23 protein-coding genes and 1 pseudogene are annotated in these 20298 nt (G+C 62.5%); 13 read left to right on the forward strand and 11 right to left on the reverse strand.

Annotated features, from left to right (window positions below; translation table 11 throughout):
- Positions 1–9: 9 nt before the first annotated feature.
- Together JQ553_RS06630 and fabG are read right to left on the reverse strand one after the other, a co-directional pair.
- Positions 10–696: a DUF2161 domain-containing phosphodiesterase gene (locus tag JQ553_RS06630; RefSeq protein WP_212499104.1), complete on the reverse strand. Its 687-nt coding sequence runs from the start codon at positions 694–696 to the stop codon at positions 10–12.
- Between the two features lie 77 nt (positions 697–773).
- Positions 774–1454, reverse strand: a complete 681-nt coding sequence (gene fabG, locus JQ553_RS06635) for a 3-oxoacyl-ACP reductase FabG (protein ID WP_212499105.1) — start codon at positions 1452–1454, stop codon at positions 774–776.
- A gap of 128 nt (positions 1455–1582) precedes the next feature.
- On the opposite strand from fabG, the gene JQ553_RS06640 reads away from it, so the two are divergent.
- Both JQ553_RS06640 and JQ553_RS06645 read left to right on the forward strand, forming a co-directional pair.
- Positions 1583–2275, forward strand: a complete 693-nt coding sequence (locus JQ553_RS06640; protein ID WP_212499106.1) for an SGNH/GDSL hydrolase family protein — start codon at positions 1583–1585, stop codon at positions 2273–2275.
- A 99-nt stretch (positions 2276–2374) separates the two neighbouring features.
- Complete coding sequence (locus JQ553_RS06645; RefSeq protein WP_212499107.1) at positions 2375–2572, forward strand: hypothetical protein; 198 nt, start codon at positions 2375–2377, stop codon at positions 2570–2572.
- A gap of 27 nt (positions 2573–2599) precedes the next feature.
- Here JQ553_RS06645 and JQ553_RS06650 read toward each other — a convergent pair whose 3' ends face one another.
- A complete protein-coding gene (locus JQ553_RS06650; protein WP_212499108.1) occupies positions 2600–3346 on the reverse strand; it encodes a tyrosine-protein phosphatase in 747 nt (248 codons plus the stop codon).
- 77 nt (positions 3347–3423) lie between these two features.
- Here JQ553_RS06650 and JQ553_RS06655 point away from each other — a divergent pair, with 77 nt between their 5' ends.
- Positions 3424–3732, forward strand: coding sequence for an MliC family protein (locus JQ553_RS06655; protein WP_212499109.1), 309 nt, complete (start codon positions 3424–3426; stop codon positions 3730–3732).
- A gap of 93 nt (positions 3733–3825) precedes the next feature.
- Here the strand turns inward: JQ553_RS06655 and JQ553_RS06660 are convergent, their stop codons facing one another.
- A complete protein-coding gene (locus JQ553_RS06660) occupies positions 3826–4023 on the reverse strand; it encodes a DUF2735 domain-containing protein (RefSeq protein ID WP_212499110.1) in 198 nt (65 codons plus the stop codon).
- Between the two features lie 544 nt (positions 4024–4567).
- Here JQ553_RS06660 and JQ553_RS06665 point away from each other — a divergent pair.
- The 7 genes and pseudogenes from JQ553_RS06665 to JQ553_RS06695 all read left to right on the forward strand — a co-directional run bounded on the left by JQ553_RS06665 (position 4568) and on the right by JQ553_RS06695 (position 11513).
- The gene (locus tag JQ553_RS06665) at positions 4568–5602 is read left to right on the forward strand and encodes a glutamine synthetase beta-grasp domain-containing protein (protein ID WP_212499111.1); all 1035 of its coding nucleotides are present in this window, start codon (positions 4568–4570) and stop codon (positions 5600–5602) included.
- A 198-nt stretch (positions 5603–5800) separates the two neighbouring features.
- The gene (locus JQ553_RS06670; protein WP_212499112.1) at positions 5801–6490 is read left to right on the forward strand and encodes a substrate-binding domain-containing protein; all 690 of its coding nucleotides are present in this window, start codon (positions 5801–5803) and stop codon (positions 6488–6490) included.
- Between the two features lie 31 nt (positions 6491–6521).
- Positions 6522–7341, forward strand: a pseudogene (locus tag JQ553_RS06675) (tetratricopeptide repeat protein).
- Positions 7342–7539: 198 nt separating this feature from the next.
- Positions 7540–7689, forward strand: coding sequence for a hypothetical protein (locus JQ553_RS06680; RefSeq protein WP_016843021.1), 150 nt, complete (start codon positions 7540–7542; stop codon positions 7687–7689).
- A 130-nt stretch (positions 7690–7819) separates the two neighbouring features.
- Positions 7820–8524, forward strand: coding sequence for a hypothetical protein (locus tag JQ553_RS06685; protein ID WP_212499679.1), 705 nt, complete (start codon positions 7820–7822; stop codon positions 8522–8524).
- A gap of 119 nt (positions 8525–8643) precedes the next feature.
- On the forward strand, positions 8644–10266 hold the full coding sequence (locus JQ553_RS06690) for an ABC-F family ATP-binding cassette domain-containing protein (protein WP_212499113.1): 1623 nt from the start codon (positions 8644–8646) through the stop codon (positions 10264–10266).
- A 347-nt stretch (positions 10267–10613) separates the two neighbouring features.
- Complete coding sequence (locus JQ553_RS06695; protein ID WP_249144013.1) at positions 10614–11513, forward strand: hypothetical protein; 900 nt, start codon at positions 10614–10616, stop codon at positions 11511–11513.
- 11 nt (positions 11514–11524) lie between these two features.
- On the opposite strand, the gene JQ553_RS06700 is transcribed toward JQ553_RS06695, so the two are convergent.
- Positions 11525–12400: a dienelactone hydrolase family protein gene (locus JQ553_RS06700; protein WP_212499115.1), complete on the reverse strand. Its 876-nt coding sequence runs from the start codon at positions 12398–12400 to the stop codon at positions 11525–11527.
- Between the two features lie 145 nt (positions 12401–12545).
- Here JQ553_RS06700 and JQ553_RS06705 point away from each other — a divergent pair, with 145 nt between their 5' ends.
- Complete coding sequence (locus JQ553_RS06705; RefSeq protein ID WP_212499116.1) at positions 12546–13421, forward strand: MBL fold metallo-hydrolase; 876 nt, start codon at positions 12546–12548, stop codon at positions 13419–13421.
- A gap of 13 nt (positions 13422–13434) precedes the next feature.
- On the opposite strand, the gene JQ553_RS06710 is transcribed toward JQ553_RS06705, so the two are convergent.
- From JQ553_RS06710 to JQ553_RS06725, 4 genes are read right to left on the reverse strand one after another with little or no spacing between them, the layout of a single operon-like run.
- Positions 13435–14484 (reverse strand): HD-GYP domain-containing protein, encoded by a 1050-nt coding sequence (locus JQ553_RS06710; protein WP_212499117.1) that lies wholly within the window; start codon positions 14482–14484, stop codon positions 13435–13437.
- 38 nt (positions 14485–14522) lie between these two features.
- A complete protein-coding gene (locus JQ553_RS06715; RefSeq protein WP_212499118.1) occupies positions 14523–14720 on the reverse strand; it encodes a hypothetical protein in 198 nt (65 codons plus the stop codon).
- A gap of 37 nt (positions 14721–14757) precedes the next feature.
- Positions 14758–15060, reverse strand: coding sequence for a PilZ domain-containing protein (locus JQ553_RS06720; RefSeq protein WP_212499119.1), 303 nt, complete (start codon positions 15058–15060; stop codon positions 14758–14760).
- A complete protein-coding gene (locus JQ553_RS06725; protein WP_212499120.1) occupies positions 15060–16103 on the reverse strand; it encodes a DUF2336 domain-containing protein in 1044 nt (347 codons plus the stop codon). The genes JQ553_RS06720 and JQ553_RS06725 overlap by 1 nt, the downstream gene beginning before the upstream one ends.
- A 30-nt stretch (positions 16104–16133) precedes the next feature.
- Between JQ553_RS06725 and JQ553_RS06730 the strand changes: the two genes are divergently transcribed.
- Together JQ553_RS06730 and JQ553_RS06735 are read left to right on the forward strand one after the other, a co-directional pair.
- Positions 16134–16505: a hypothetical protein gene (locus JQ553_RS06730; RefSeq protein WP_212499734.1), complete on the forward strand. Its 372-nt coding sequence runs from the start codon at positions 16134–16136 to the stop codon at positions 16503–16505.
- Between the two features lie 40 nt (positions 16506–16545).
- Entirely contained in the window at positions 16546–17388 is an 843-nt protein-coding gene (locus JQ553_RS06735) for a helix-turn-helix domain-containing protein (RefSeq protein WP_312015092.1), read from the forward strand.
- Positions 17389–17585: 197 nt separating this feature from the next.
- Here the strand turns inward: JQ553_RS06735 and JQ553_RS06740 are convergent, their stop codons facing one another.
- Both JQ553_RS06740 and JQ553_RS06745 read right to left on the reverse strand, forming a co-directional pair.
- A complete protein-coding gene (locus JQ553_RS06740) occupies positions 17586–19685 on the reverse strand; it encodes a PAS domain-containing protein (protein ID WP_212499121.1) in 2100 nt (699 codons plus the stop codon).
- A 247-nt stretch (positions 19686–19932) separates the two neighbouring features.
- Positions 19933–20181: a hypothetical protein gene (locus JQ553_RS06745; protein ID WP_212499122.1), complete on the reverse strand. Its 249-nt coding sequence runs from the start codon at positions 20179–20181 to the stop codon at positions 19933–19935.
- Positions 20182–20298: the final 117 nt, after the last annotated feature.

Consider the following 20298-nt stretch of genomic DNA (forward strand, 5'->3'; position numbering starts at 1 on the left):
TGCCGATTCTCAAGGTGGCGCCTCGGTTGCGCCCGAAAAGGCGATGGATTGCTGCGGCCAGCGCATCAGCGCCGCGCGTCCGGCATCTGTCAGCACATAAATGCCGCGCTCCGCGCGATCGAACCAACCATAGACGTTGTGCAGAAGGATCTTGCCGGCATCGGGGATATCGGTACGGAGGTCGCGCACCCGGCGCGGACCATCCGACAGCGCCGAGGCGCAGGCGAGCGCCTGCTGGCGATAGGCGGTCATGATCGGTGCGCGAGTCGAGCCGCCCATCACAGGATCGCCCTTGCGCTTTTGATGCTCAGCGATCAAGCGCGAGCGCTTCCTGGGATTGCGGCGCGGCGCCGCGGTTGGCGGTTTCACCAGCACTTCGACATCGCCGGTATTGTTGACGCCGAGCATGCCGAAACCAAGCCGGCGGCATAAATTGCGGTAGCGCGCATCGCTCTCGCGGCCTTTGCCGCGGGTCGATATCTTTGCAGCAATCCAGACCTCGTCAGCGGCGCCGGCGCGATCGACCGCCTGGAGGATCAGTTCCAGATTGAAGGCGAGCTTGAGTTCCCCGATCACCACGAGCGGCGGATTGTCGGCGTTGAGCGCAACGAGGTCGCAGCCGCCGATTTCCCCCTTGACCGTGAAGCCGAGCTTTTCCAGGAAGCGTTTGACGGGCAGATAAAGCGCGGTTTCCAACGGGGTGCTCCGGCGGCGTTCAGCCGCGACTCATTGCGCGCAGCATAGCGCGGATCGGAAAAGCCCGGCGTATTGATCTAAACGCGCCCGTTGACCGGCAGCAGCGCGCCGGTGACGGCGGACGCGGCGTCGCTGGCGAGGAACAGGATGACATCGGCGAGTTCCTTCGGCTTCACCCATTTCGAGACATCGGCCGTCGGCATGCTGCTGCGATTGGCCGCCGTGTCGATGATCGACGGCAGCACCGCATTGACGGTGACCTTGCCCTTGAGCTCGGCGGCGAGCGCCTCCGTCAGGCGGTGCACGCCGGCCTTCGAGGCGGCATAGGGGCCCATGCCGGCACCGGCCTGCAGCGCCCCCATCGCGCCGATGTTGACGATGCGAGCGGCGCTGGATGCGGTGAGATGCGGGATCGCCGCGCGCGAGGCGTTCAGCGCGGTCATCACGTTGAGCGCGTAGATGCGCTGCCAGGACTTGGGATCGCCGTCCGCGACCGTCTCGAAGACAAAGCCGCCGGCGATGTTGACCAGCGCGTCGAGCCGCCCGAAATGCGCGGCTGCCTTGTCAATTGCAGCCGTGGCCTGCGCGGTATCGGTGAGATCGATACCGCCGAGCTCGACATGATCAGGCGTAGCAGGAAGTTGCGAGGCGGCATGATCGATGGCGGCTACGCGTGCGCCGCGCGCCCGAGCTTCCTCAACCACCACCTTGCCGAGCGCGCCGAGGGCGCCGGTGATGACGATGACTTTTCCATTCATCAGGTACCTCCGTGAAGGCCAGGGCCGTCAGCGGCCACTATCATCATGCGGATTTCATTTGCAATGCCGCGGCTTTGGCCTTCCTACTGCGAGCGTTCGTAAATTCATTCGCGTAGAGGATGTTTGCCATGCCCGACCCGAGGCCGTGCGAAACTCATCTCGACGTCTTTAAATTCGAACACAGGATGCGGCATTTCAAGACAGCGCTTGATAGCCAACGCAAGGTCAAGATCGTCGCCTTTGGATCGTCGTCGACGGCGGGCGCCGATAACATCCTGCCATACCCGCCGCGACTCGAGATGCTGTTGCGGCAACGTTTCTACGGCCGGATGATTGACGTGATCAACCGTGGGATCGGCGGGCAGGAGGCACCGGAAGAGTTGTCGCGGATCGAGTCTGACGTCATTGCCGAGGCACCGGTTCTGACGATCTGGCAGGTCGGCACCAACGCGGTCTACAAGAACTACAACGTCGACGAAGTCCGAGCTGCGATTACGGCAGGGATCGACTTGCTTACGCGGCTCCCGATGGATGTTGTGTTGATGGATGCCCAGTACACGGAGGCGATCGTCGGGCCGCCCGACAAGCTCAAGCTCGCCAACACGATCATGTCGATCATTTCGGAGATCGCCATCAAGAAGAAGGTCAACCTGTTCCGCCGCTTTGCTCTGATGAAGCGCTGGGTCGACGACAAGATCCCGCTCGCCGAACTCGATGACGGCGCGCCCGAGCATCTTCACACCAGCGAATGGGCGACCAATTGCCTGACCCAGGCGTTGGCCGGCGCAACGATTGAGGCGATCGAGATCGAGGATGTGTAGGGACAGGTCGAAATCGCTAAAATTTGCGATAATTCCGTAAGTCGATTGCAGAACCCCATCAGGTAGAAGCGGGCCATTACTAGGCATGGGGCTTTTGCTATGGGATATCTTCCGGATCACGGTTTGCCGCTCGTTCAGCTCAAGGAGCAGCGGCGCGACCTTGTCGTTGCCTTGCAGAACCGCACCGGACCGGTGAGTAGCTGGGAATTGATGCAGATCGCCGCGATCCAGCAGGCGATTTCGGCCTTCGAGGACGTCATTGCCGATCTCGACGCCGAGCTGGAAGCAGCAGCCTGACGCCTGCAACCAGCGAAGCTGGATCGATCAGGCCTGCAGATAGCGCCCTTCGAGCGCGTTGCGCTCGGCCCGTCCGAGCCCCAGGCCATCGCGAAAATAGCTGTCGAGATCGCCGTAGTCGGCCTCGATCGCCTCGAAGGCCGCGCCAAGGAATGCCGCCTGCACGGTGCCAAGCACCTGCTTGACGTCGTCAGGCAGGTCACTGCTCGCGGACGGGTCGCGCTTATAGAACTGGTTGGTCAAGAGGTAATCCTCTGAAATCACCTCGTCGGGCACGCCGAGCGCGTGCAGGATCAGTGCGCAGGCGAAGCCGGTGCGATCCTTGCCGGCGGTGCAGTGGATGACGAGCGGCGCGTGGTCTTCGAGCAGATGGGCAAACAGAGTGCGATAGCGTGGCGTGTTCTCCTGGACATAGCCGCGGTAGGAATCCCGCATCACTTCAACCGCGTCCGCGCTTGATGGCGGCCGGCCGCCGGCAGCAATGGCGCGCAAGGCCGCCACCACAGTCGGCTCGACGGGCAACGAGTGCACGGTGATGTCGGCAAGGCCGCACAGTGCATCGGCGCGTTCGACAACGCCGCGAAAATCGAATGCGCTTCTCACCCCGAGGCTGCGAACCACCGCGACGTCGTCGGCGGTGAGGTGGCCGAGATGGTTGGAGCGGAAAATCTGCCGCCAGCGCACACTGCGGCCGTCGCGGGTCGGGTAGCCGCCGAGATCGCGGAAATTGCTTGCTCCCAAAAGATTGAGATGGCGGGCCGGGGCTTCGTGCATCGGACAGACCTGCGTGGCTGATTATGTCGTGTGGGCGCTGCGGATGACTGGTATAACCGCCCAGCCAGGGGGACAGTATGCATTATCGTCAGATCACCATTCTTGTGGGCACAGCTCTTTCCGTAGCCTTCGGTGCGTCAGCCGCGTCGGCGCAAACGTTCCAGAACTACCGCTGCGCCGACGGCACGCAGTTCATCGCGGCGTTTTACCAGTATGATGCGCGCGCCCATCTGCAACTTGATGGCAAGGCGGTGACATTGAAGAAGCGCTTCTCGTTGTCTGGATCGCGCTACTCGGGCAACGGCGTCACCCTCATCATCACCAAGGCCGGATTGACTTCGCTCAAGCACGCCCGACGGGCGGCCACGGCCTGCAGTTCGACATGAAAAAAGGGCCGAAACTTTCCGTTCCGACCCTTCCTTACTGTCCCGATGCCGCTTGATGCCTGGCGTTCATCGCGTCTCCAAATTGCGCCGGCATCAATGATCCTGTCCCCGATTGGCATCGTCGATCGCTGCCTGATGGTACCAGCTATCGCTGCAACTCGCGGTCTCGACTTGTGCCGCAAGCTCGAGTGCTGTCCGCTCGCTATAGGGACGTCCCCCGAGAGCCGCGCGGCCGCCGGATGGGAATTGATAGATCTTGGCGGATCCCTGGTTTAGGCCCGAAGTAATCATGTGAAGTCTCCTTAACGGACGCGGATCTCCATAGTGCGCCCGACTTGTTCGCCCGTGGTTACCAATTTCGGTATCGGCCGGGACTTTTCGAGACGCAAGCAGGGGCAGCTTGATTAGGAAACGGTCATATTCTGGCTAATTCATAGGCAATTTTGCGCCTGCCTTCCGAGAGGCAGCATGCGGATGGTCAACGCTCGGCCCTGACGGTTGGTTGCGAAGATCCGCCTCCCGGAACGCAAATCGTCGGCTGCCACTGCCTCGGCTTTGGTCGGAGGTAAGGTCCAGGAGCCGGACTGCTGGAGAATCGGGCGCTTCAAGGCTGCAACGCGCCAATTTCGGCTGCCTGGGGCGCATGCCAGCCGCGCTGCTTTGTCGCAGCAAAAAATGCAGTGCCGTCGCGGGCGTCCATCGGGTGGGTGGGTGCCGCAGTGCAGCGGCTGGCATTTTAATTGCTTGGCGAGAATCGGCCGACGGTGGCCGGGTACGTGCGGCACCAACCGGCTTTGGTTTCCGCACGTTTTTGCATCATCAACAGAGAGGCTAAATGACCAAGTACAAGCTCGAGTATATCTGGCTCGACGGATATACGCCGACACCGAATCTGCGCGGCAAGACGCAGATCAAGGAATACGCATCGTTTCCGACGCTCGAGCAGTTACCGCTTTGGGGATTCGATGGTTCGTCGACCCAGCAGGCCGAGGGCCACAGCTCCGACTGCGTGCTGAAGCCGGTCGCAGTGTATCCGGACGCCGCACGCGAGAACGGCGCGTTGGTGATGTGCGAAGTCATGATGCCCGATGGCAAAACGCCCCATCCCTCGAACAAGCGCGCGACCATCCTCGATGACGCCGACGCCTGGTTCGGCTTTGAGCAGGAATACTTCTTCTACATGGACGGCCGCCCGCTGGGCTTCCCCTCGTCCGGTTATCCGGCGCCGCAGGGCCCGTACTACACCGGCGTCGGCTACAGGAACGTCGGCGCCGTCGCCCGCAAAATCGTGGAAGAGCATCTCAACCTTTGCCTCGCCGCCGGCATCAACCACGAAGGCATCAACGCCGAAGTGGCGAAGGGCCAGTGGGAATTCCAGATCTTCGGCAAGGGCTCCAAGACCGCCGCTGACCAGATGTGGATGGCACGCTACCTGATGCTGCGCCTCACCGAGAGCTACGGCATCGACATCGAATTCCATTGCAAGCCGCTTGGCGACACCGACTGGAACGGCTCCGGCATGCACGCCAACTTCTCGACCAAGTACATGCGCGAAGTCGGCGGCAAGGAGTATTTCGAGAAGCTGATGGATGCCTTCAAGGCCAACCGCGCCGACCACATCGCGGTCTACGGTCCCGACAACCACATGCGCTTGACCGGCAAGCACGAGACGGCGTCGATCGACACCTTCTCGTATGGCGTGGCCGACCGCGGCGCCTCGATCCGCGTTCCGCACTCCTTCGTCAACAACGGCTACAAGGGCTATCTGGAAGATCGCCGCCCGAACTCGCAGGGCGACCCCTACCAGATCGCGTCGCAGATCCTGAAGACGATCTCGCAGGTTCCAACCGGCGCCAAGGCCGCAGCGTAAGACACCAACCAAATCCGGACGGCGACGTCCGGAGACACAATTTGGTCCGCCAGGCGAAAGCTTTGGCGGACCTTTGCGTTATGATGAGACGCTTGCTCGCAACCGCGCTCAAGGCGGTTTCGCTGCATCATGAACCGCGCTAGATAGCGCAGCACTTTGGGTGCTCCGTGGGGGGCGCTGATGCGACGGGCCTGAGGGATGACAGATCATTCGGTTCGCGTGCTCTCGACGCTGGCGCTCAAGGGAGCGGTCGGCTTGCTCGCTGCAAACTACCGGGCCGCGAGCGGCGTGCGCATCGATGCCGATTTCGCGCCGACGCTGGCGCTGCTCGAGCGTCTGCGCGGCGGCGAGACCGCCGATCTCGTGATCCTGACCCGCGAGGGACTCGACGAGATGGCACGCGAGGGCCACATCGCTCCTGAGAGTTGCGTCGATCGCGCGCGCTCCTATGTCGGTCTCGCCGTGAGGGCGGGCGCAGCGCGTCCCAATATCGCAACCGAAGCAGCGTTGCGTGCAACGCTGTGCGGCGCGCGCTCGGTGGCCTATTCACGGATCGGTGCGAGCGGCATCCTGTTTTCACGGCTGATCGAACGGCTCGGCATCGCCGCCGAGGTCAACGCCCGCGCTGTCATCATCCCCGCCGGCTTCACCGCGGAAAGGCTTGTCACAGGGGAGGCGGATCTCGCCGTCCAGCAGATCAGCGAGCTGAAGCAGGTCAGCGGAATCGAGGTCGTCGGTCCAATTCCGCTGGAATTGCAGACGCCGGCGGTGTTCTCCGCCGGTCGCACGATGTCCTCGGCGAACAAGGATGCCGCCGATCACCTGTTGCGCTATCTGGCATCCGCGGAGGTTGCGCCTGTGCTGCGCGAGACCGGGCTCGAGCCTTGAATTTGCCGGGGCGGCGAAGCAACCTGCCGCGATGATCAAGTCGCTCCATGCAATTGCCGTTGCCGCGATGTTGGCCGTGCCGGTGCTCGCGCACGCGCAGTCGGCGGACCTCGTCCTTTGCGACCGCGTCGCCGCCGATCCCTCCGATCCCGACAGGCCGACCGATGTGAAGGGCGTAGCGGAGATCGCCCCGTCCGACATTCCAACCGCGATCAAATATTGCGCGGTGGCGGCGAAATCCTCACGCCGGGCGATGTACCAGCTCGGCCGCGCCTACGCGGCCAATCGACAGACGGCGGAAGCGGTCGCCGCCTGGCGGAAGGCCTCCGACAAGGGCTCGACATCGGCGATGGTGGAGCTTGGCGTGCTCTATGGCACCGGCGCCGGAGTTGCAAAGGACGAGGCGCAGGCCCGCAAGCTCTTCGAGCGCGCAGCGCAGGCCGGCAATCCGCCGCGGCGTCAGCAATCTCGCGGCGCTCGGCGGCGGCGCGCCGTCCGATCCGGCGCGCTCCCGCGAGCTGCTTGCCAAGGCCGCAGAGACTAATGCGGAGGCGCAGTACCAGCTGGGTATGATGCTGTCGGAAGGCGAGGGCGGCGCGCAGGACGACGTCGCGGCGCGCGCGCTGTTCGAGAAGGCAGCCGCGCAGAACCATGCCGGCGCACTGGAGCGGATGGGCGCGTTCACGCAGACCGGCCGCGGCGGGCCAAAGGATGCCGACGCGGCGAAAGCCTATTACGAGCGCGCCGCCGCGCTCGGCGACGAGAGCGCGAAAAAGGCGCTGGAGCGCATCCGCTGTCCCTATGCAATCAAGGACAAGCGCGGCAACCTCGTAACTACTCTATGCTTCTAAAGCATGATCCGGAAAAGTGCGTAGCGATTTTCCCCCACAACAAACGCGGAGCGTTTCGCGGAGATCATGCTCAAACAAGGACCTAAGGCGCGATGATGATCCAGCCTAATTTCATCGCGCTCTAGTCGAGTTTAGCCGGTTGGAACATTGGCCCCGCTATCCCGGTTGATGCCAGGAAGATGTTGGCGAGGTGACGTGATGATCCGAAAGCTACGTTCCGGCGAATACCGACTCTACTCTCGCAAGGTCAACCCGAAAACCGGCAAGCGGCGCAATCTCGGCACCTTCAAGTCGCGCGCCGCCGCCGAAAAGCACGAGCGCGACGTTCAGTACTTCAAGCGGCACTAGGTAGTGTCGGGTATAATGTCGGGTATATTGACGACGCACCGCCATGGGCAGCTGCGCCAAAACACCCAGTGGCGCGGGGCCTCCCGTGCTGCTATCTCGCCTCGAGAATCAATTGCTTATGGATTTTTCGTTGCTCAACGGGCTTTACAAGGTCGAGTACGGCATCAACGGCGCGTTCGGCCGCAGCATCATGTGCATGCACGACGGCAAGATGCTGGGTGGCAATTCTGCGTTTGCCCATCTCGGCACTTACGAGGTGCGGGACGGTGGGATCGACGCGGCCGTGGTCACCGAGCGTCACAATGATGACCCCCATTTCAAGCCGCTAATGGGGGCAGACGTGGCCGCCATCAAAGTGCGCGGGAAGCGGGAGGGATCGACGATCCTGTTTGAAGGCAGCTCGGATGCCGTGCCGGGCGCCGTGTTCTGGGCCAACCTGACGCCACTCGATGACGAGGCGCTGCCGCCGAGCGGCACCGTCGGGACGGGCGGCATCGTCAATGGGCTGTATTCTATTCATGTCCGCACGCTCGACGGTATCGATGCGTGGCTATCCGGCGTCATGCTGCTGATGGATGGCCGTATCCTCGGGGGAGACGCTTTCTTCTACTACCTTGGCTCGTATTCTTCCGCCGACGGCCGCTGGAAGGGCGAGATGATCAATCAGGAACATACGCCTGCAAAGGGCGTAAGCCCCGTCTTCGGCGGCCACGAGGTCGGCATCGGCTTTACCGGTGCATGCCGCGAGGATGGCGCGGAGCTGGAGGGGATTGCTCTCGCGGGCAAGCGCAGCCTTCGCCTGTCCGCCGAACTGAAGCTGATGCGTCGCGCATAGCGCGGCCTCAGTGTGGCGGCCGAAGACACGTGATGAGACGCAGAATGCATGGAAACGGGCTTCCACCAGAGCCCCGGATCGAATAAGAGGCCGCAACTCCTGTTTTTCTAGCACGTCCCATGATCCGCCTCGATAACGTCTCAAAACAACTCGGCCATCAGATCCTCTTCATCGAAGCCTCCGCCGCGCTCCAGAAGGGCGAGAAGATCGGCCTGGTCGGTCCGAATGGCGCCGGCAAGACCACGCTGTTCCGGATGATCTCGGGCCAGGAACTGCCCGATGAAGGCCAGGTCTCGGTCGATCGTGGAATATCGATCGGCTATTTCAGCCAGGATGTCGGCGAGATGTCGGGCCGCAGCGCGGTCGCCGAGGTGATGGACGGGGCCGGGCCCGTGAGCGTGGTCGCAGCCGAACTCCGGGAGCTCGAGGCCGCGATGGCTGACCCCGACAAGGCCGACGAGATGGACGACATCATCACGCGCTACGGCGAGGTGCAGCACCGTTTCGAGGAACTCGACGGCTATGCGCTCGATGGCCGTGCGCGCGAGGCCTTGGCGGGCCTCGGCTTCAGCCAGGAGATGATGGACGGCGACGTCGGAAAACTCTCCGGCGGCTGGAAGATGCGCGTGGCGCTGGCCCGCATCCTCCTGATGCGGCCCGACGTAATGCTGCTTGACGAGCCGAGCAACCATCTCGATCTCGAAAGCCTGATCTGGCTCGAGCAGTTCCTGAAAGGCTACGAGGGTGCGCTGTTGATGACCTCGCACGACCGCGAGTTCATCAACCGCATCATCAACAAGGTGGTCGAGATCGACGGCGGCCAGCTCACGACGTATTCCGGCAACTACGAGTTCTATGAGCAGCAGCGCGCGCTCGCCGACAAGCAGCAACAGGCTCAGTTCGAACGCCAGCAGGCGATGCTCGCCAAGGAGATCAAGTTCATCGAGCGCTTCAAGGCACGCGCCTCCCATGCCGCGCAGGTGCAGAGCCGGGTCAAGAAGCTCGACAAGATCGAGCGCGTCGAGCCGCCGCGGCGACGGCAGACGGTGGCGTTCGAATTCCAGCCGGCGCCGCGGTCGGGCGAGGACGTCGTCAACTTGAAGAGCGTCCACAAGGCCTACGGCAGCAGGCGCATCTATGACGGGCTCGACTTCATGATCCGCCGCAAGGAGCGCTGGTGCGTGATGGGCGTCAACGGCGCCGGAAAGTCGACGCTCCTCAAGCTGGTCGCCGGCTCGACCGAGCCGGATGAGGGCACAATTGCCATCGGCGGCAGTGTCAAGATGGGCTATTTCGCCCAGCATGCGATGGACCTGCTCGACGGCGAGCGCACCGTATTCCAATCGCTGGAGGATGCGTTTCCGCAGGCCGGCCAGGGCAGCTTGCGCGCGCTCGCCGGCTGCTTCGGATTTTCCGGCGACGACGTCGAGAAGAGGTGCAGGGTGCTGTCGGGCGGCGAGAAGGCGCGGCTGGTAATGGCCAAGATGCTGTTCGATCCGCCAAACTTCCTGGTGCTGGACGAGCCGACCAACCATCTCGATCTCGCGACCAAGGAGATGCTGATCAATGCGCTGAGCGAGTTCGAGGGCACTATGCTGTTCGTCTCGCACGACCGGCATTTCCTCGCCGCGCTCTCCAACCGCTTGCTGGAACTGACGCCGGACGGCATCCACCAATATGGCGGCGGCTACACCGAGTATGTGGCGCGCACCGGGCAGGAGGCGCCGGGGCTGCGGAGCTGAGCTTTCGCTTCACTGCTACAGCGTTTTCGAGCGAGTGAACGCCGGTTTGCGTGAAGAAATCGCGCCAAAACAAGAAAAGAAGTTGGAGCTTCGGTTCTGATTCAATCAGTACCGCCTCGTGTCAGCGAAGAACGGCAGATCAGAATCCCAGCTGAAATCTGCGGACGCATACTCGACGGCTTCGCTGGACAACTAAGCAGGAAGGCGCCAAAACCAAAAGTGGTACCCCACTGCCTACCCACGTCGCAGTTTTGTCCCAACTCGGAACGATAAGGGCATTCTGGATTAATTCAGGTGTCTCATCTAATCCGCAGCGAGCTGACGGGATGGTTTCAAGAATCGGCCGAATGTTCAAACGCTTGCCGACGCACATCGCTGACATCAAGGAGAATCCACGATGGTTGCCGATGTTTGCGCTGGGACGCGTAATGTTGTTTCGTGAGCTGGCGTGGAAGTTCAAAACAGCACCAGGGCAACTCGATCTCACAAACACACTTTTTCCTGAAGTTCCCGCCGAGAAGGTATCGGAACGGTTACGACAGGACGGACTGTTTCAGGGCTTCAGGCTTCCAGCAGCCGTTAGGTCGGAGATCTCCTCGTTTGCCCGGCGCACGCCCTGTTTTGGCAATTTCGACCGCAAGTTCGAACTGGTTGCCCAAGACCACGGGGCAGCCGAATTGGCGACCGGCAAGGCCATTCTGACTGGTCACTTCTTCGAACGCGTGCTCGATTGTGAAGCGGCCCGTCGCGTGCAAAAAGATCCGCTCTTGCTGCAGATCGCTCAGAACTACCTGGGAGGCGAGGCGCGCGTCACCGCGACCCGGCTGTGGTGGAGCTTTCCGAGCGCGAGAGCTAACGACTACGATCTTCATCTGGCATCTCAGAACAGGTTTCATTTCGATCTGGATGATTGGAGAATGATCAAGTACTTTTTCTACATCGAGGCGGTCGATCAAGATACGGGTCCGCATGTCTACGTCTTAGGCAGTCACCGGCAACGCGTACTCCGACATCAATTCACACTGCTGGTCGGTCAGTCCTCGCAGGAAATCGAGCGCATCTACGGCCGGGACGCGATCGTCATGCTGACAGGCCCTGAAGGTTTCGGTTTTGCCGAGGATCCTTTTGGATTCCACACGGGCTCGCTGGCCAAAAGCGGTCCAAGGCTCGTCCTCGAAATCAGTTTCGGAGTTAGCGAAAAGCTGCATCGCCGTTTCCACGGTGAACCGGTCGTTCGTTCATCCTGAGCGGAACCCGTTTAGTCCCGTACACCTTCCACAAAGCCGATCACGCGCTTCTGCGCGTCTGCCAGCGCCGCAGCGTTGGCGGGATTGGATTGGCGACCGCGGCCGGGGTCGTCGAAATCGTGGGTCGCGCCCGGATAGAGCAGGACGTCGATCTTGCTTCCGGCGGCGATGGATCGCTGAGCCACGTCCTGACACCTCTGCGGCGACACTTCCTCGTCATCCGAGCCGATTAGCATGGCAATGGGTGCGGCTGACCTGAGTGTCTGCGACAGCAATGCGTCCGGCCCACAGCCGGGATAGAAGGCGAGCGCCGCACGAAAGCCCGACTTCACTGCGCCTTGTCGTTGCATCACATTGAGCGTCGTGCTGCCGCCGTTCGACCAGCCCTGCAGGAAAATGCGCTTGCCAATGATGTTGCTTTGGCTGCGCAGCCAGTTCAAGGCGCCTTCGGCATCGAGCGGCCGCACCGTCAATTCGTTGACGTCGGTGCGATCCGGATCGTCGTGGGTAAAGCGGCCAAAGCCGTGGGCCTTGCCGCGCGGGCCGAAGCTGTCCGGCAGCAGCGCGACGTAACCGTGGTCCGTCCAATACTGTCCCCACATCATGTGCCGCCTCGACAGGCCATTCGCGTTGCAGGCGGCGGACGGGCTGGCCCGCGACACCAGCGTGCACTCCCTGTTGACGTTGATCGAGTAGGGCCCGCCGCGGCCGTGCAGCAGTACGATCGCGGGGTGCGGGCCTGGTCTTTCCGGCCTGAACAGATAGGCGACGATCTCGGTCTTGCCGTCGGCGCTCGGGAAGAACACCGTGTCGGGCGCGGCCGCGGCCGCCGATGCCGGCAATGCCGCGAGCATCAGGAGGGCAAGCTGTGGCGCGCGGTCGATCATCGGCACAGCATGAGCAGCATTTCGGATGAATTTGCGGCACGGCTACCGCGCCAGCAATGCAGAAGGCGCACGGCGCGCCGCATGGTGCTCCGCTTGTGGGGCACTGCGCCGCCCGGTACGATCTTCCAAAACGGGAGAAACGGCCATGAAGCACATCAGGATCGGCGACATTACGATCGACGCAGTGATCGAGCGGGAGGGGCCATGGCGACGGCCGCAGGATTTCTTCCCGGCCTATGACGACGCGGTGTTCAAACATCACCTGCCGACGATGGAGCCGGAGGTGTTCGACGCCGTGCGTGGCATGATGGTGATCACCTACCAGACCTTTGTGGTCCGCACGCCGCGCTACACCATCCTGGTCGACACCTGCACCGGCGAGGATAAGGGCCATCCGCCGCCGTTCGACTTCCCGGGCAAGGAGCGCTGGCGCAACGAGTTGTTCGCGCTCGGCATCTCCTTCGAGCAGATCGACTATGTGTTCTGCACCCATCTGCATATCGACCACACCGGATGGAACACGACGCTGCGCGACGGGCGCTGGGTGCCGACCTTCCCGAATGCAAAATACGTCTTCCACAAGCGCGAATATGCGGCCTGGGAGGCTGAGAATGCCAAAGGGGCAAATCCGCCGGGCACGGTGTTCCGCGACAACTGCCTGCCGATTGTCGAGGCGGGGCAGGCGCTGCTCGTCGATAACGACTATGCGCTTGACGACACCATCACGCTGACGCCGACGCCGGGGCATTCGCCTTGCCATTGCTGCGTCAATATCTTCTCCAAGGGACAGCGCGCGGTGGTTGCCGGCGACCTCATGCATCACGTGATTCAGTGCCGTGAGCCGGACTGGTCGGCCAGGCCCGATTGGGACCCGAAGCAGTCGGCGGTGTCCCGGCGGAAGTTCTTTGCTTCCGTCGCGGAGACGGACACGCTGATCTTGCCGATCCATTTCCCGGCGCCGACGGTCGGCCTGATCAAGGCGGATGGCGACCGCTTCGACTACCGTTTCAAGCGGGAATAGCGCGGCCGCGACGTCAGCGTCTCAGCGCGACGTCCCGGAATGCTGCGACCAGCGGCCGCTCGAGCTTTCCCTTCATGTCGAGAAGGATCTCATACGCCTTCTCCCGTGGCATTGTCGGCTTGTAGGTCCGCTGCTCGATCAGCGCGGCGAAGATATCTGAAATGGTCAGGACGCGAACAAGGTCCGAGATACTCCCTGCGCACAGGCCGTCCGGATAGCCGCTGCCGTCGAGATATTCGTGATGGTGACGCGCCGCATCGAGGATTTCGGCCGATATGCCCGGAGTGCTCTTCAGCACGTCGTATCCGGCGATGGGATGGCTTTCGATCAGCGCGCGCTCGGCCTCGTCGAGCCGGCCCGGCTTGTCCAGCACTGCAAGCGGGATCCTGGCCTTGCCGATATCGTGGAACATCGCGGCCGAGTGAAGCCGTTCGATGTCGGTCTTGGCCATGCCGAGGCTAAGGCCGAAATCGACGGCAATGCCGGTCACCAGCAGGCAGTGCTGGTAGGTGCCTTCATGATGGCGGCGCACCGCCGTCAGCCAGTCGGAGAGGCCGTTTTCCGCGATGCTGTCAGCGATCCTGCCGCCGGCGCGCCTGGCGTCCGCAACGTCGATCGCCTCGCCGCTGATCACTGCCGAAAACATCGTCGCGATGCTGGCGGCACCTGCGGACGCTGCCTCCTCAGCGGTGTTGGTCGGTTCGTCCGAAACGATCGACGGCGCGTCGATGTCGGCGAGCTTCGCCAGGAGCTGCGCTGGCTTGACCGGATTGACGAATGCGTGGGTCGCGCCGAGCGCGTAGGCCTGGACCGTGGCGAGGCGGCTCCGCTGGTCTATGATGAAAATGCGCTTCGGGATGCGCGTGAGCCTGTCAGAGGCTGCCTTCAGCGCCGTGATGTTGTCGATCAGGCGCAAGTCCGCACTGACAATGACGGCGTCGATGTCGTTGTGGCTAAACCGGGCGGCATCAAGCAGATCGGACCTGACCTCGAATGCCCGTCCAAGCATGCCACTGACTGCTGACAGCTTGGAGCGGCTATCGGCGAGAACGTAAATCGGCATCGAAATGGCCCGTCGGCCTCCTGGCATCGAAGTGCGGGTCACCCAAACCGGACGTCGCGCGACCGGCGCGTGACCTGGGTGAGGAATCGTTCGAGATCGCTGCAAAGTTGAAGGGCAAGCTCCTCGTTGATCTCGAATTTCGCCGCCGCATCGGCGCAGTCGATCTCGATGATTCCGCGCAGCGGTTCGGCTGACTCCGTCGATACCGTAATGCTCGTCACTCTCTGCATGGTCATTCGGGCAGTTCCCCAGACTTGATGAATGCCGCCGCCTTCATTTCGCAATGACGGCTCGTCCCTTTTTCTTTCGTTCCTCGACGAACCTCACGCCGACCTCGGCGCCATCGACGCGGATCAGCTCGCAGCGGCGGAAGGCCAGACCTCGCGAGGAGAGCAGCAGGAAGAATTCCTGCGCCTGCAGCACCTCCAGCGTGCCATCGACTTCAAGCCGGGCACCGGTTTGGGAGACGTCGAGCAGGACGCAACTGCGACGCCAGGTGCCGTCCACCGCCATAAGGTTGACGGGATAGCGGTTTTCGAGGCGAACGCGCTCCGATTTTCGGTCGCCATATGACATCAGGTCGCTCCTGCCGCGGAAGGTGGGTTCGCGGTCAACTCGTTGATCGAACCAAACCGGATCAGGCGTTGTGCGTTCGAGAGTGGAAGGGTTTCGAACATCTCCCTGGCCTGCTCGAGATGTTCTCGTGAGAGTGCCGGGCCGGCCTTGCGGCTGTTAACGATGGCCGCCGTAGTGGTCCAGTTCAGGCGGGAGGCTCGGCAGGCGACGACGAGGCCGTGGATGTCGCTGTGCTCGAGCAACAGCTCGATGGTTGCGGTCGGGACAGTTGCGAGCTGCGCCAGCGCTGCAACGAGGTGGCGGTAATCGCGCCGTACCGCAAAGCGGTTGACACTTGAATCGTTCAGTTGACCGGCATTGTTGAGGGCGAGGACCGCGGCCTTCGCTTCCGTATAGTCGACGGGCACCGGCTTCTTGGCTTGGGCGCGGGCGGTACCCGCATCGATCGCCTTGCGGATCGCATCCTGCATGTCCGGACGCGCGGCCTTGAGCAGCCGAGCTTGAGCGGCCGGGGTGCTCTTGGCGATGAGATCGTTAAGGACGCCGTGCGGCAGATCATCGCGCATCACCAGGGAATGGGCAACGTCGTCGTCTCGCTCAGCCGCGTCTACCAGGATGGCAAAGCTGGCGGCGGAAAATTGTGCGCCAGGATTTCTCGCCAAGGTGCGGCAGACGCCGCTCTCGCCGCGCATCAGAAGAATATCGGTGAGCTTTTCGCCAAGCGTTCGTCGCCCTGCGACTGCAACCAGATGCCTTTCGCCGCGGGCCTTGGCGACGTCGATCAGTTCGTCGTTCGACAGGGAGGCGCATTTGAGCAGGATCGGCGCCGCGACATCGGCATCTTCGTGATGGGCGAGGCGCCGCGCCAGTTCTCTGGGCACGGAACGCACATCGGCAATGGAGCCGCTGAGCTTGGTCAGGGTCCGTGTCTCGACGCTTTCGGTCAGGCGCACGAGCACGTCGTCGAACACGTCGATATGGTGTTCGTTCAGCCGCTCGACGTCAGCAAGAAACAGGCTGGCCACCTGGCGCAAGATCCGCACGCGCCGTTCCGGCGAGCCAGATTTCACAACATGATCGAGCTCTGCAATAAGTTCAGTCGCAATGGCAGTCACAGCGGTACCCAGAACGCGTTCCGCGACAGACAATATGTTTATGTTCCCGCAGTTATTTTTGGCCCTGAGCCGTTAATGCCCGCTATAAAAGTTGATGGGGACATAAGGCAAAGACTATCGAAAATCGGCAGGGACAACCGTTTCTCACGTTGTGTTTTTAGGCGATTTTGCCGCAACTGGTCGAATTGGAAGTGGGACGATTCGCAGAGTGAGACTTGGATAATGACTGTGGCGCATGCTGCGCTGCAGCGGGCGGTGTTTCTCAACATCATCTCAAATGAACGGTGGTGCGATGGCACCATTTCAGGTGCCAAGAGTATTTCGATTTGACGACATCGACGCGTTTCGGAGTTCGATCAGAAACCTCGACGTGGATTTCACGCCGCTCGCGCGCAGGATCTCGGCAGAGCAGGTCATCCTGAGCCTGCCCGGGTGCGACCTCAACTACACCCGGTCGTTCCCGCGGATCATTGACGCGCAGCTCGCGCCCGATACCACGGCCGTCGGATTCACGATGGACGACGGCGTTCCGATTCGATTCAACGGCGTCGAGCGCGATCGGGCAGTGATCGTGATCGGCCATAGCGGCGCCTTCTACACCTCCGTGGAGAAGACGCCGCGCCAATACGTTTCGATCATCTTCACGCCTGAAATGCTCGATCGGGGCTGGCCCGGCGCGGGTCTCAATTTCAGTGTCCACGAGATCAGCCAGGCGGCGCAGGACCGGTTGCGCGAAGCGGTGCGCCAGGTCCTGTTCGTCACGTCAGAGGCCGCGATGGCCGACGTCACGGGTGAGGCTGTCAAGGAATCCCTGCTGGCGGTCATCGACCAGGCCTTCTCCGAAATCGTGCCGGCAAAGTGGACGGCACGGGCCAATTCGACGCGTCAGTTCAAGGTCTTTAACGATGCTCGCGCCGTGCTGGCCGGGAACGTGGCTCACCCGATCTATAGTGGCGAGCTTGCCAAGCAGATCGGCGTGTCCGTGCGCACGCTGCATGACGCCGTGCAGCGATACCGCGGAATGAGCCTGCACCGCTATCTGCGCCTGCGGCGGCTCTGGCTGGTCCGTCAGCAACTGCTTGCCGGCACGCATAGCGTCAAGGCCAGCGCCTTGGCGTTTGGCTTCTGGCACCTGAGCGACTTCTCCAGAAGCTACCGGTCGCAGTTTGGTGAATCACCCTCCGAGACGCTGGCGGCGGCGCGCCCGAAGTGACGCTTGCTCCGGCATTTGTAAACTGACCGGTTCCAGAGCCACAGTTCTGAACGAATTCTTAACGGTCGCCAATGCACTCGTTGTGCGGTCCAAGGCATCCGTCCGGCCGAGCAGTTCAAGATGATTTACGGCAACACGAAGAAAAGTTGCCGCCATCGCCGGCAGGGGCGTGCGTTCCGGCGTCTCGTCCTGATCGCCTATTGCTCGCCGATCATGTCGAGCACACGCCGCGCCAACGTATCCATGACAAAGGGCTTGGTCAGCACCCGCATACCAGGCCCGAGTTGGCCATTGCCGATGATGGCGTTCTCCGCGTAGCCGGTGATGAAGAGCACTTTGAGGTCAGGCCGCGTGACGCGGGCGGCGTCGGCGAGTTGACGGCCGTTCATGCCCCCGGGGAGACCGACATCGGTGATTAGCAGATCGATGTGGCCGCCTGACTGCAGCATGCGCAGACCGGTCGGACCGTCCTTCGCCTCGCGCACGGCGTAGCCGAGTTCTTCCAGCACTTCGATCACCAGCATGCGCACACTCGGCTCGTCATCGACGATCAGGATCGTCCTGCCGGTTTGCGCCTGCACGACCTCGGCCCGATCGTCGCCGGCGCCGGCGTCCGCGGCAGTGCCATAGTAGCGGGGCAGGTAAAGGCACATGGTCGTGCCGTGCCCGACTTCGGAATAGATACGCACCTGTCCACCCGACTGGCGCACGAAGCCGTAGATCATGGAGAGCCCGAGCCCGGTGCCCTGTCCAATCGGCTTCGTCGTGAAGAAGGGATCGAAGGCACGCGCGATCACGTCGGGCGTCATTCCGGTGCCGGTATCGGTGACGCAAAGCGAGAGATACTGGCCGGGCGGCAGGTCGCGCTCCTTTGCGGCGCGGTCGTCCAGCCACTTGTTGGCGGTCTCGATGGTGATGCGTCCGCCCTCCGGCATGGCGTCACGCGCGTTGATGCAGAGATTAAGCAGCGCGCTTTCGAGTTGCGACGGGTCGATCAACGCCGGCCATAGTCCTCCGGCCGTCACGACCTCCAGCGCGATCTGCGGTCCGACGGTGCGCCGGATCAATTCCTCCATGCCCATCACCAGACGGTTCACGTCGGTCGGCCTCGGGTCGAGCGTCTGCCGGCGCGAGAAGGCGAGGAGGCGATGGGTAAGGGCGGCTGCGCGCTTGGAGGCGCCCTGCGCCGCGGTGACATAGCGATCGATCTCCGACAGCCGTCCCTGGCTCAGCCGCGTCTGGAGCAATTCGAGTGAGCCGATGATGCCGGTGAGCAGGTTGTTGAAATCGTGCGCGATGCCGCCCGTGAGCTGTCCGACCGCTTCCATCTTGTGCGACTGGCGCAGCGCCTCCTCGGCGTCGAGAAGCCGCGCCTGCTCGCGCAGCCGTTCCGTGACGTCGTAGGCGAACTGGTAGGCGCCGATCTGCTCTCCGCCGACATTGCGCAGCGCGTTGAACCGCATTTCATAGTGACGCCGGTCGCGGCTTGGATCGCCGAACTCGCCGATCTCGATGAATTCCTCGCCGGCGAGCGCGCGCTGCCAGATCGTTGCAAGAGCTGCCCGATGTTCGGGCTGGTTCTTGAGCGCGCCGAGCATGTTGTCGCCGGCCTTGGGCCGCACCCCGAAGATGCGCTCGAATTCGCCCGCGGAAGCACTGTTGATCGCGAGCCAATTGAACTCATTGTCGAGGACCTGGACGAACGCATTCGTGCCTTCGACGATGTCGGCCAGAATCTTGCGTTCGGCAATGGCCTCGACAACGCGAGCCTCCAACGTCTCGTTGAGCTGCTGCAGCGCGGCCTCGGCGCCCTTGCGTGCGGTGATGTCCTGGAACAGCACGGCGACTTGACGGCGGCCCGGAGGGTCGATGCGAAACGCGGCGAGCTCCAGATGGCGTCCGGTCGCGATCAGCTCGCGCTCGAACCGGACGGGTACCCCCGTGCGCAGCACGCCGGCGTAAAGCTCGACCCATCCGTCGGCCTCGTCCGGCACCATGTCCCGGACTTTGCGGCCAACGACGTTCGGGATACCGGCATGCTGGGCATAAGCGGGATTGGCTTCGACATGGATGTAGTCGCTGAGCGGGCCGTGTGGGCCGTCGATGAACTCGATGATGCAGAAGCCTTCATCGATGGAATCGAACAGCGTGTGGTAGCGTTCTTCGCGCTCGGCCAGAGCCATTTCCGTCCGCTTGCGCCTGCTGACGTCGGCGGCGACGAGCGCCTCGAGACGAACGTTTTCCGCTTCGAGCGCTTTGATGCGCCGCCGCAGGTCCTCGGCGTCATCCAAGGTCACGGCTACTTGCCTGACTTGGGGTCGTGCTGAAGTGAGCAATGCGACGCAAAATGAGTCTCGACGAGGCAGGAGGACGTAACCGCTTCCAGAACAGCGGTTTAGGCACTCTATGAAACGTCGCCATGCCGTGCTGGTTCCCGGTGCGGGACGGTCAAAGCCTCATGCCATTCGCCTGGCGCGGGCGGCGAGGCCACGGCCGGGAGGCGGTCGCGCCAGACGTGGCTGGAGGGACGACGGCGCCAGGGGATCAGGCGCCGCTCTCGCATTTCTTCATGAAAGAGGTCTTGGCCGCGCCGGCGAGCTTCTTGCCGTCAGAGCCCACCGCCTTGGCCGCGCAGGCATCCACGGTGCACTTCTTCATGAAGGAGGTTTTTGCCGCGCCGGCGAGTGGCTTGCCGTCCTTGCCCACAGCCTTTGTTTCGCAGGAGGCGTCCTGCGCAAAGGCCGAACCGGCCGCGAAGGTCGCGATGACGGCAGCCAAGAAAATCCGCTTCATTTGGGCTTCTCCCTGAACCAAACCAGTGACGGGATTGGATATCGGATTTCTGGTCCGATCAAGTTCCCAGGGCCGAATTTGTCGATTAAATACCCGGCCGGACCGGAGAGAATATCC

Source organism: Bradyrhizobium lablabi, from assembly GCF_018131005.1.
Taxonomy (GTDB): Bacteria; Pseudomonadota; Alphaproteobacteria; order Rhizobiales; family Xanthobacteraceae; genus Bradyrhizobium; species Bradyrhizobium lablabi_D.

What these genes read in the sequence shown, in the direction of transcription:
- fabG (WP_212499105.1), bottom strand. Translation starts at nt 1,454, where the DNA reads ATGAATGGAAAAGTCATCGTCATCACCGGCGCCCTCGGCGCGCTCGGC.
- JQ553_RS06640 (WP_212499106.1), top strand. Translation starts at nt 1,583, where the DNA reads ATGCCCGACCCGAGGCCGTGCGAAACTCATCTCGACGTCTTTAAATTC.
- JQ553_RS06645 (WP_212499107.1), top strand. Translation starts at nt 2,375, where the DNA reads ATGGGATATCTTCCGGATCACGGTTTGCCGCTCGTTCAGCTCAAGGAG.
- JQ553_RS06650 (WP_212499108.1), bottom strand. Translation starts at nt 3,346, where the DNA reads ATGCACGAAGCCCCGGCCCGCCATCTCAATCTTTTGGGAGCAAGCAAT.
- JQ553_RS06655 (WP_212499109.1), top strand. Translation starts at nt 3,424, where the DNA reads ATGCATTATCGTCAGATCACCATTCTTGTGGGCACAGCTCTTTCCGTA.
- JQ553_RS06660 (WP_212499110.1), bottom strand. Translation starts at nt 4,023, where the DNA reads ATGATTACTTCGGGCCTAAACCAGGGATCCGCCAAGATCTATCAATTC.
- JQ553_RS06665 (WP_212499111.1), top strand. Translation starts at nt 4,568, where the DNA reads ATGACCAAGTACAAGCTCGAGTATATCTGGCTCGACGGATATACGCCG.
- JQ553_RS06670 (WP_212499112.1), top strand. Translation starts at nt 5,801, where the DNA reads ATGACAGATCATTCGGTTCGCGTGCTCTCGACGCTGGCGCTCAAGGGA.
- JQ553_RS06680 (WP_016843021.1), top strand. Translation starts at nt 7,540, where the DNA reads ATGATCCGAAAGCTACGTTCCGGCGAATACCGACTCTACTCTCGCAAG.
- JQ553_RS06690 (WP_212499113.1), top strand. Translation starts at nt 8,644, where the DNA reads ATGATCCGCCTCGATAACGTCTCAAAACAACTCGGCCATCAGATCCTC.
- JQ553_RS06695 (WP_249144013.1), top strand. Translation starts at nt 10,614, where the DNA reads ATGTTCAAACGCTTGCCGACGCACATCGCTGACATCAAGGAGAATCCA.
- JQ553_RS06700 (WP_212499115.1), bottom strand. Translation starts at nt 12,400, where the DNA reads ATGATCGACCGCGCGCCACAGCTTGCCCTCCTGATGCTCGCGGCATTG.
- JQ553_RS06705 (WP_212499116.1), top strand. Translation starts at nt 12,546, where the DNA reads ATGAAGCACATCAGGATCGGCGACATTACGATCGACGCAGTGATCGAG.
- JQ553_RS06710 (WP_212499117.1), bottom strand. Translation starts at nt 14,484, where the DNA reads ATGCCGATTTACGTTCTCGCCGATAGCCGCTCCAAGCTGTCAGCAGTC.
- JQ553_RS06715 (WP_212499118.1), bottom strand. Translation starts at nt 14,720, where the DNA reads ATGACCATGCAGAGAGTGACGAGCATTACGGTATCGACGGAGTCAGCC.
- JQ553_RS06720 (WP_212499119.1), bottom strand. Translation starts at nt 15,060, where the DNA reads ATGTCATATGGCGACCGAAAATCGGAGCGCGTTCGCCTCGAAAACCGC.
- JQ553_RS06730 (WP_212499734.1), top strand. Translation starts at nt 16,134, where the DNA reads ATGATCGAGCTCTGCAATAAGTTCAGTCGCAATGGCAGTCACAGCGGT.
- JQ553_RS06745 (WP_212499122.1), bottom strand. Translation starts at nt 20,181, where the DNA reads ATGAAGCGGATTTTCTTGGCTGCCGTCATCGCGACCTTCGCGGCCGGT.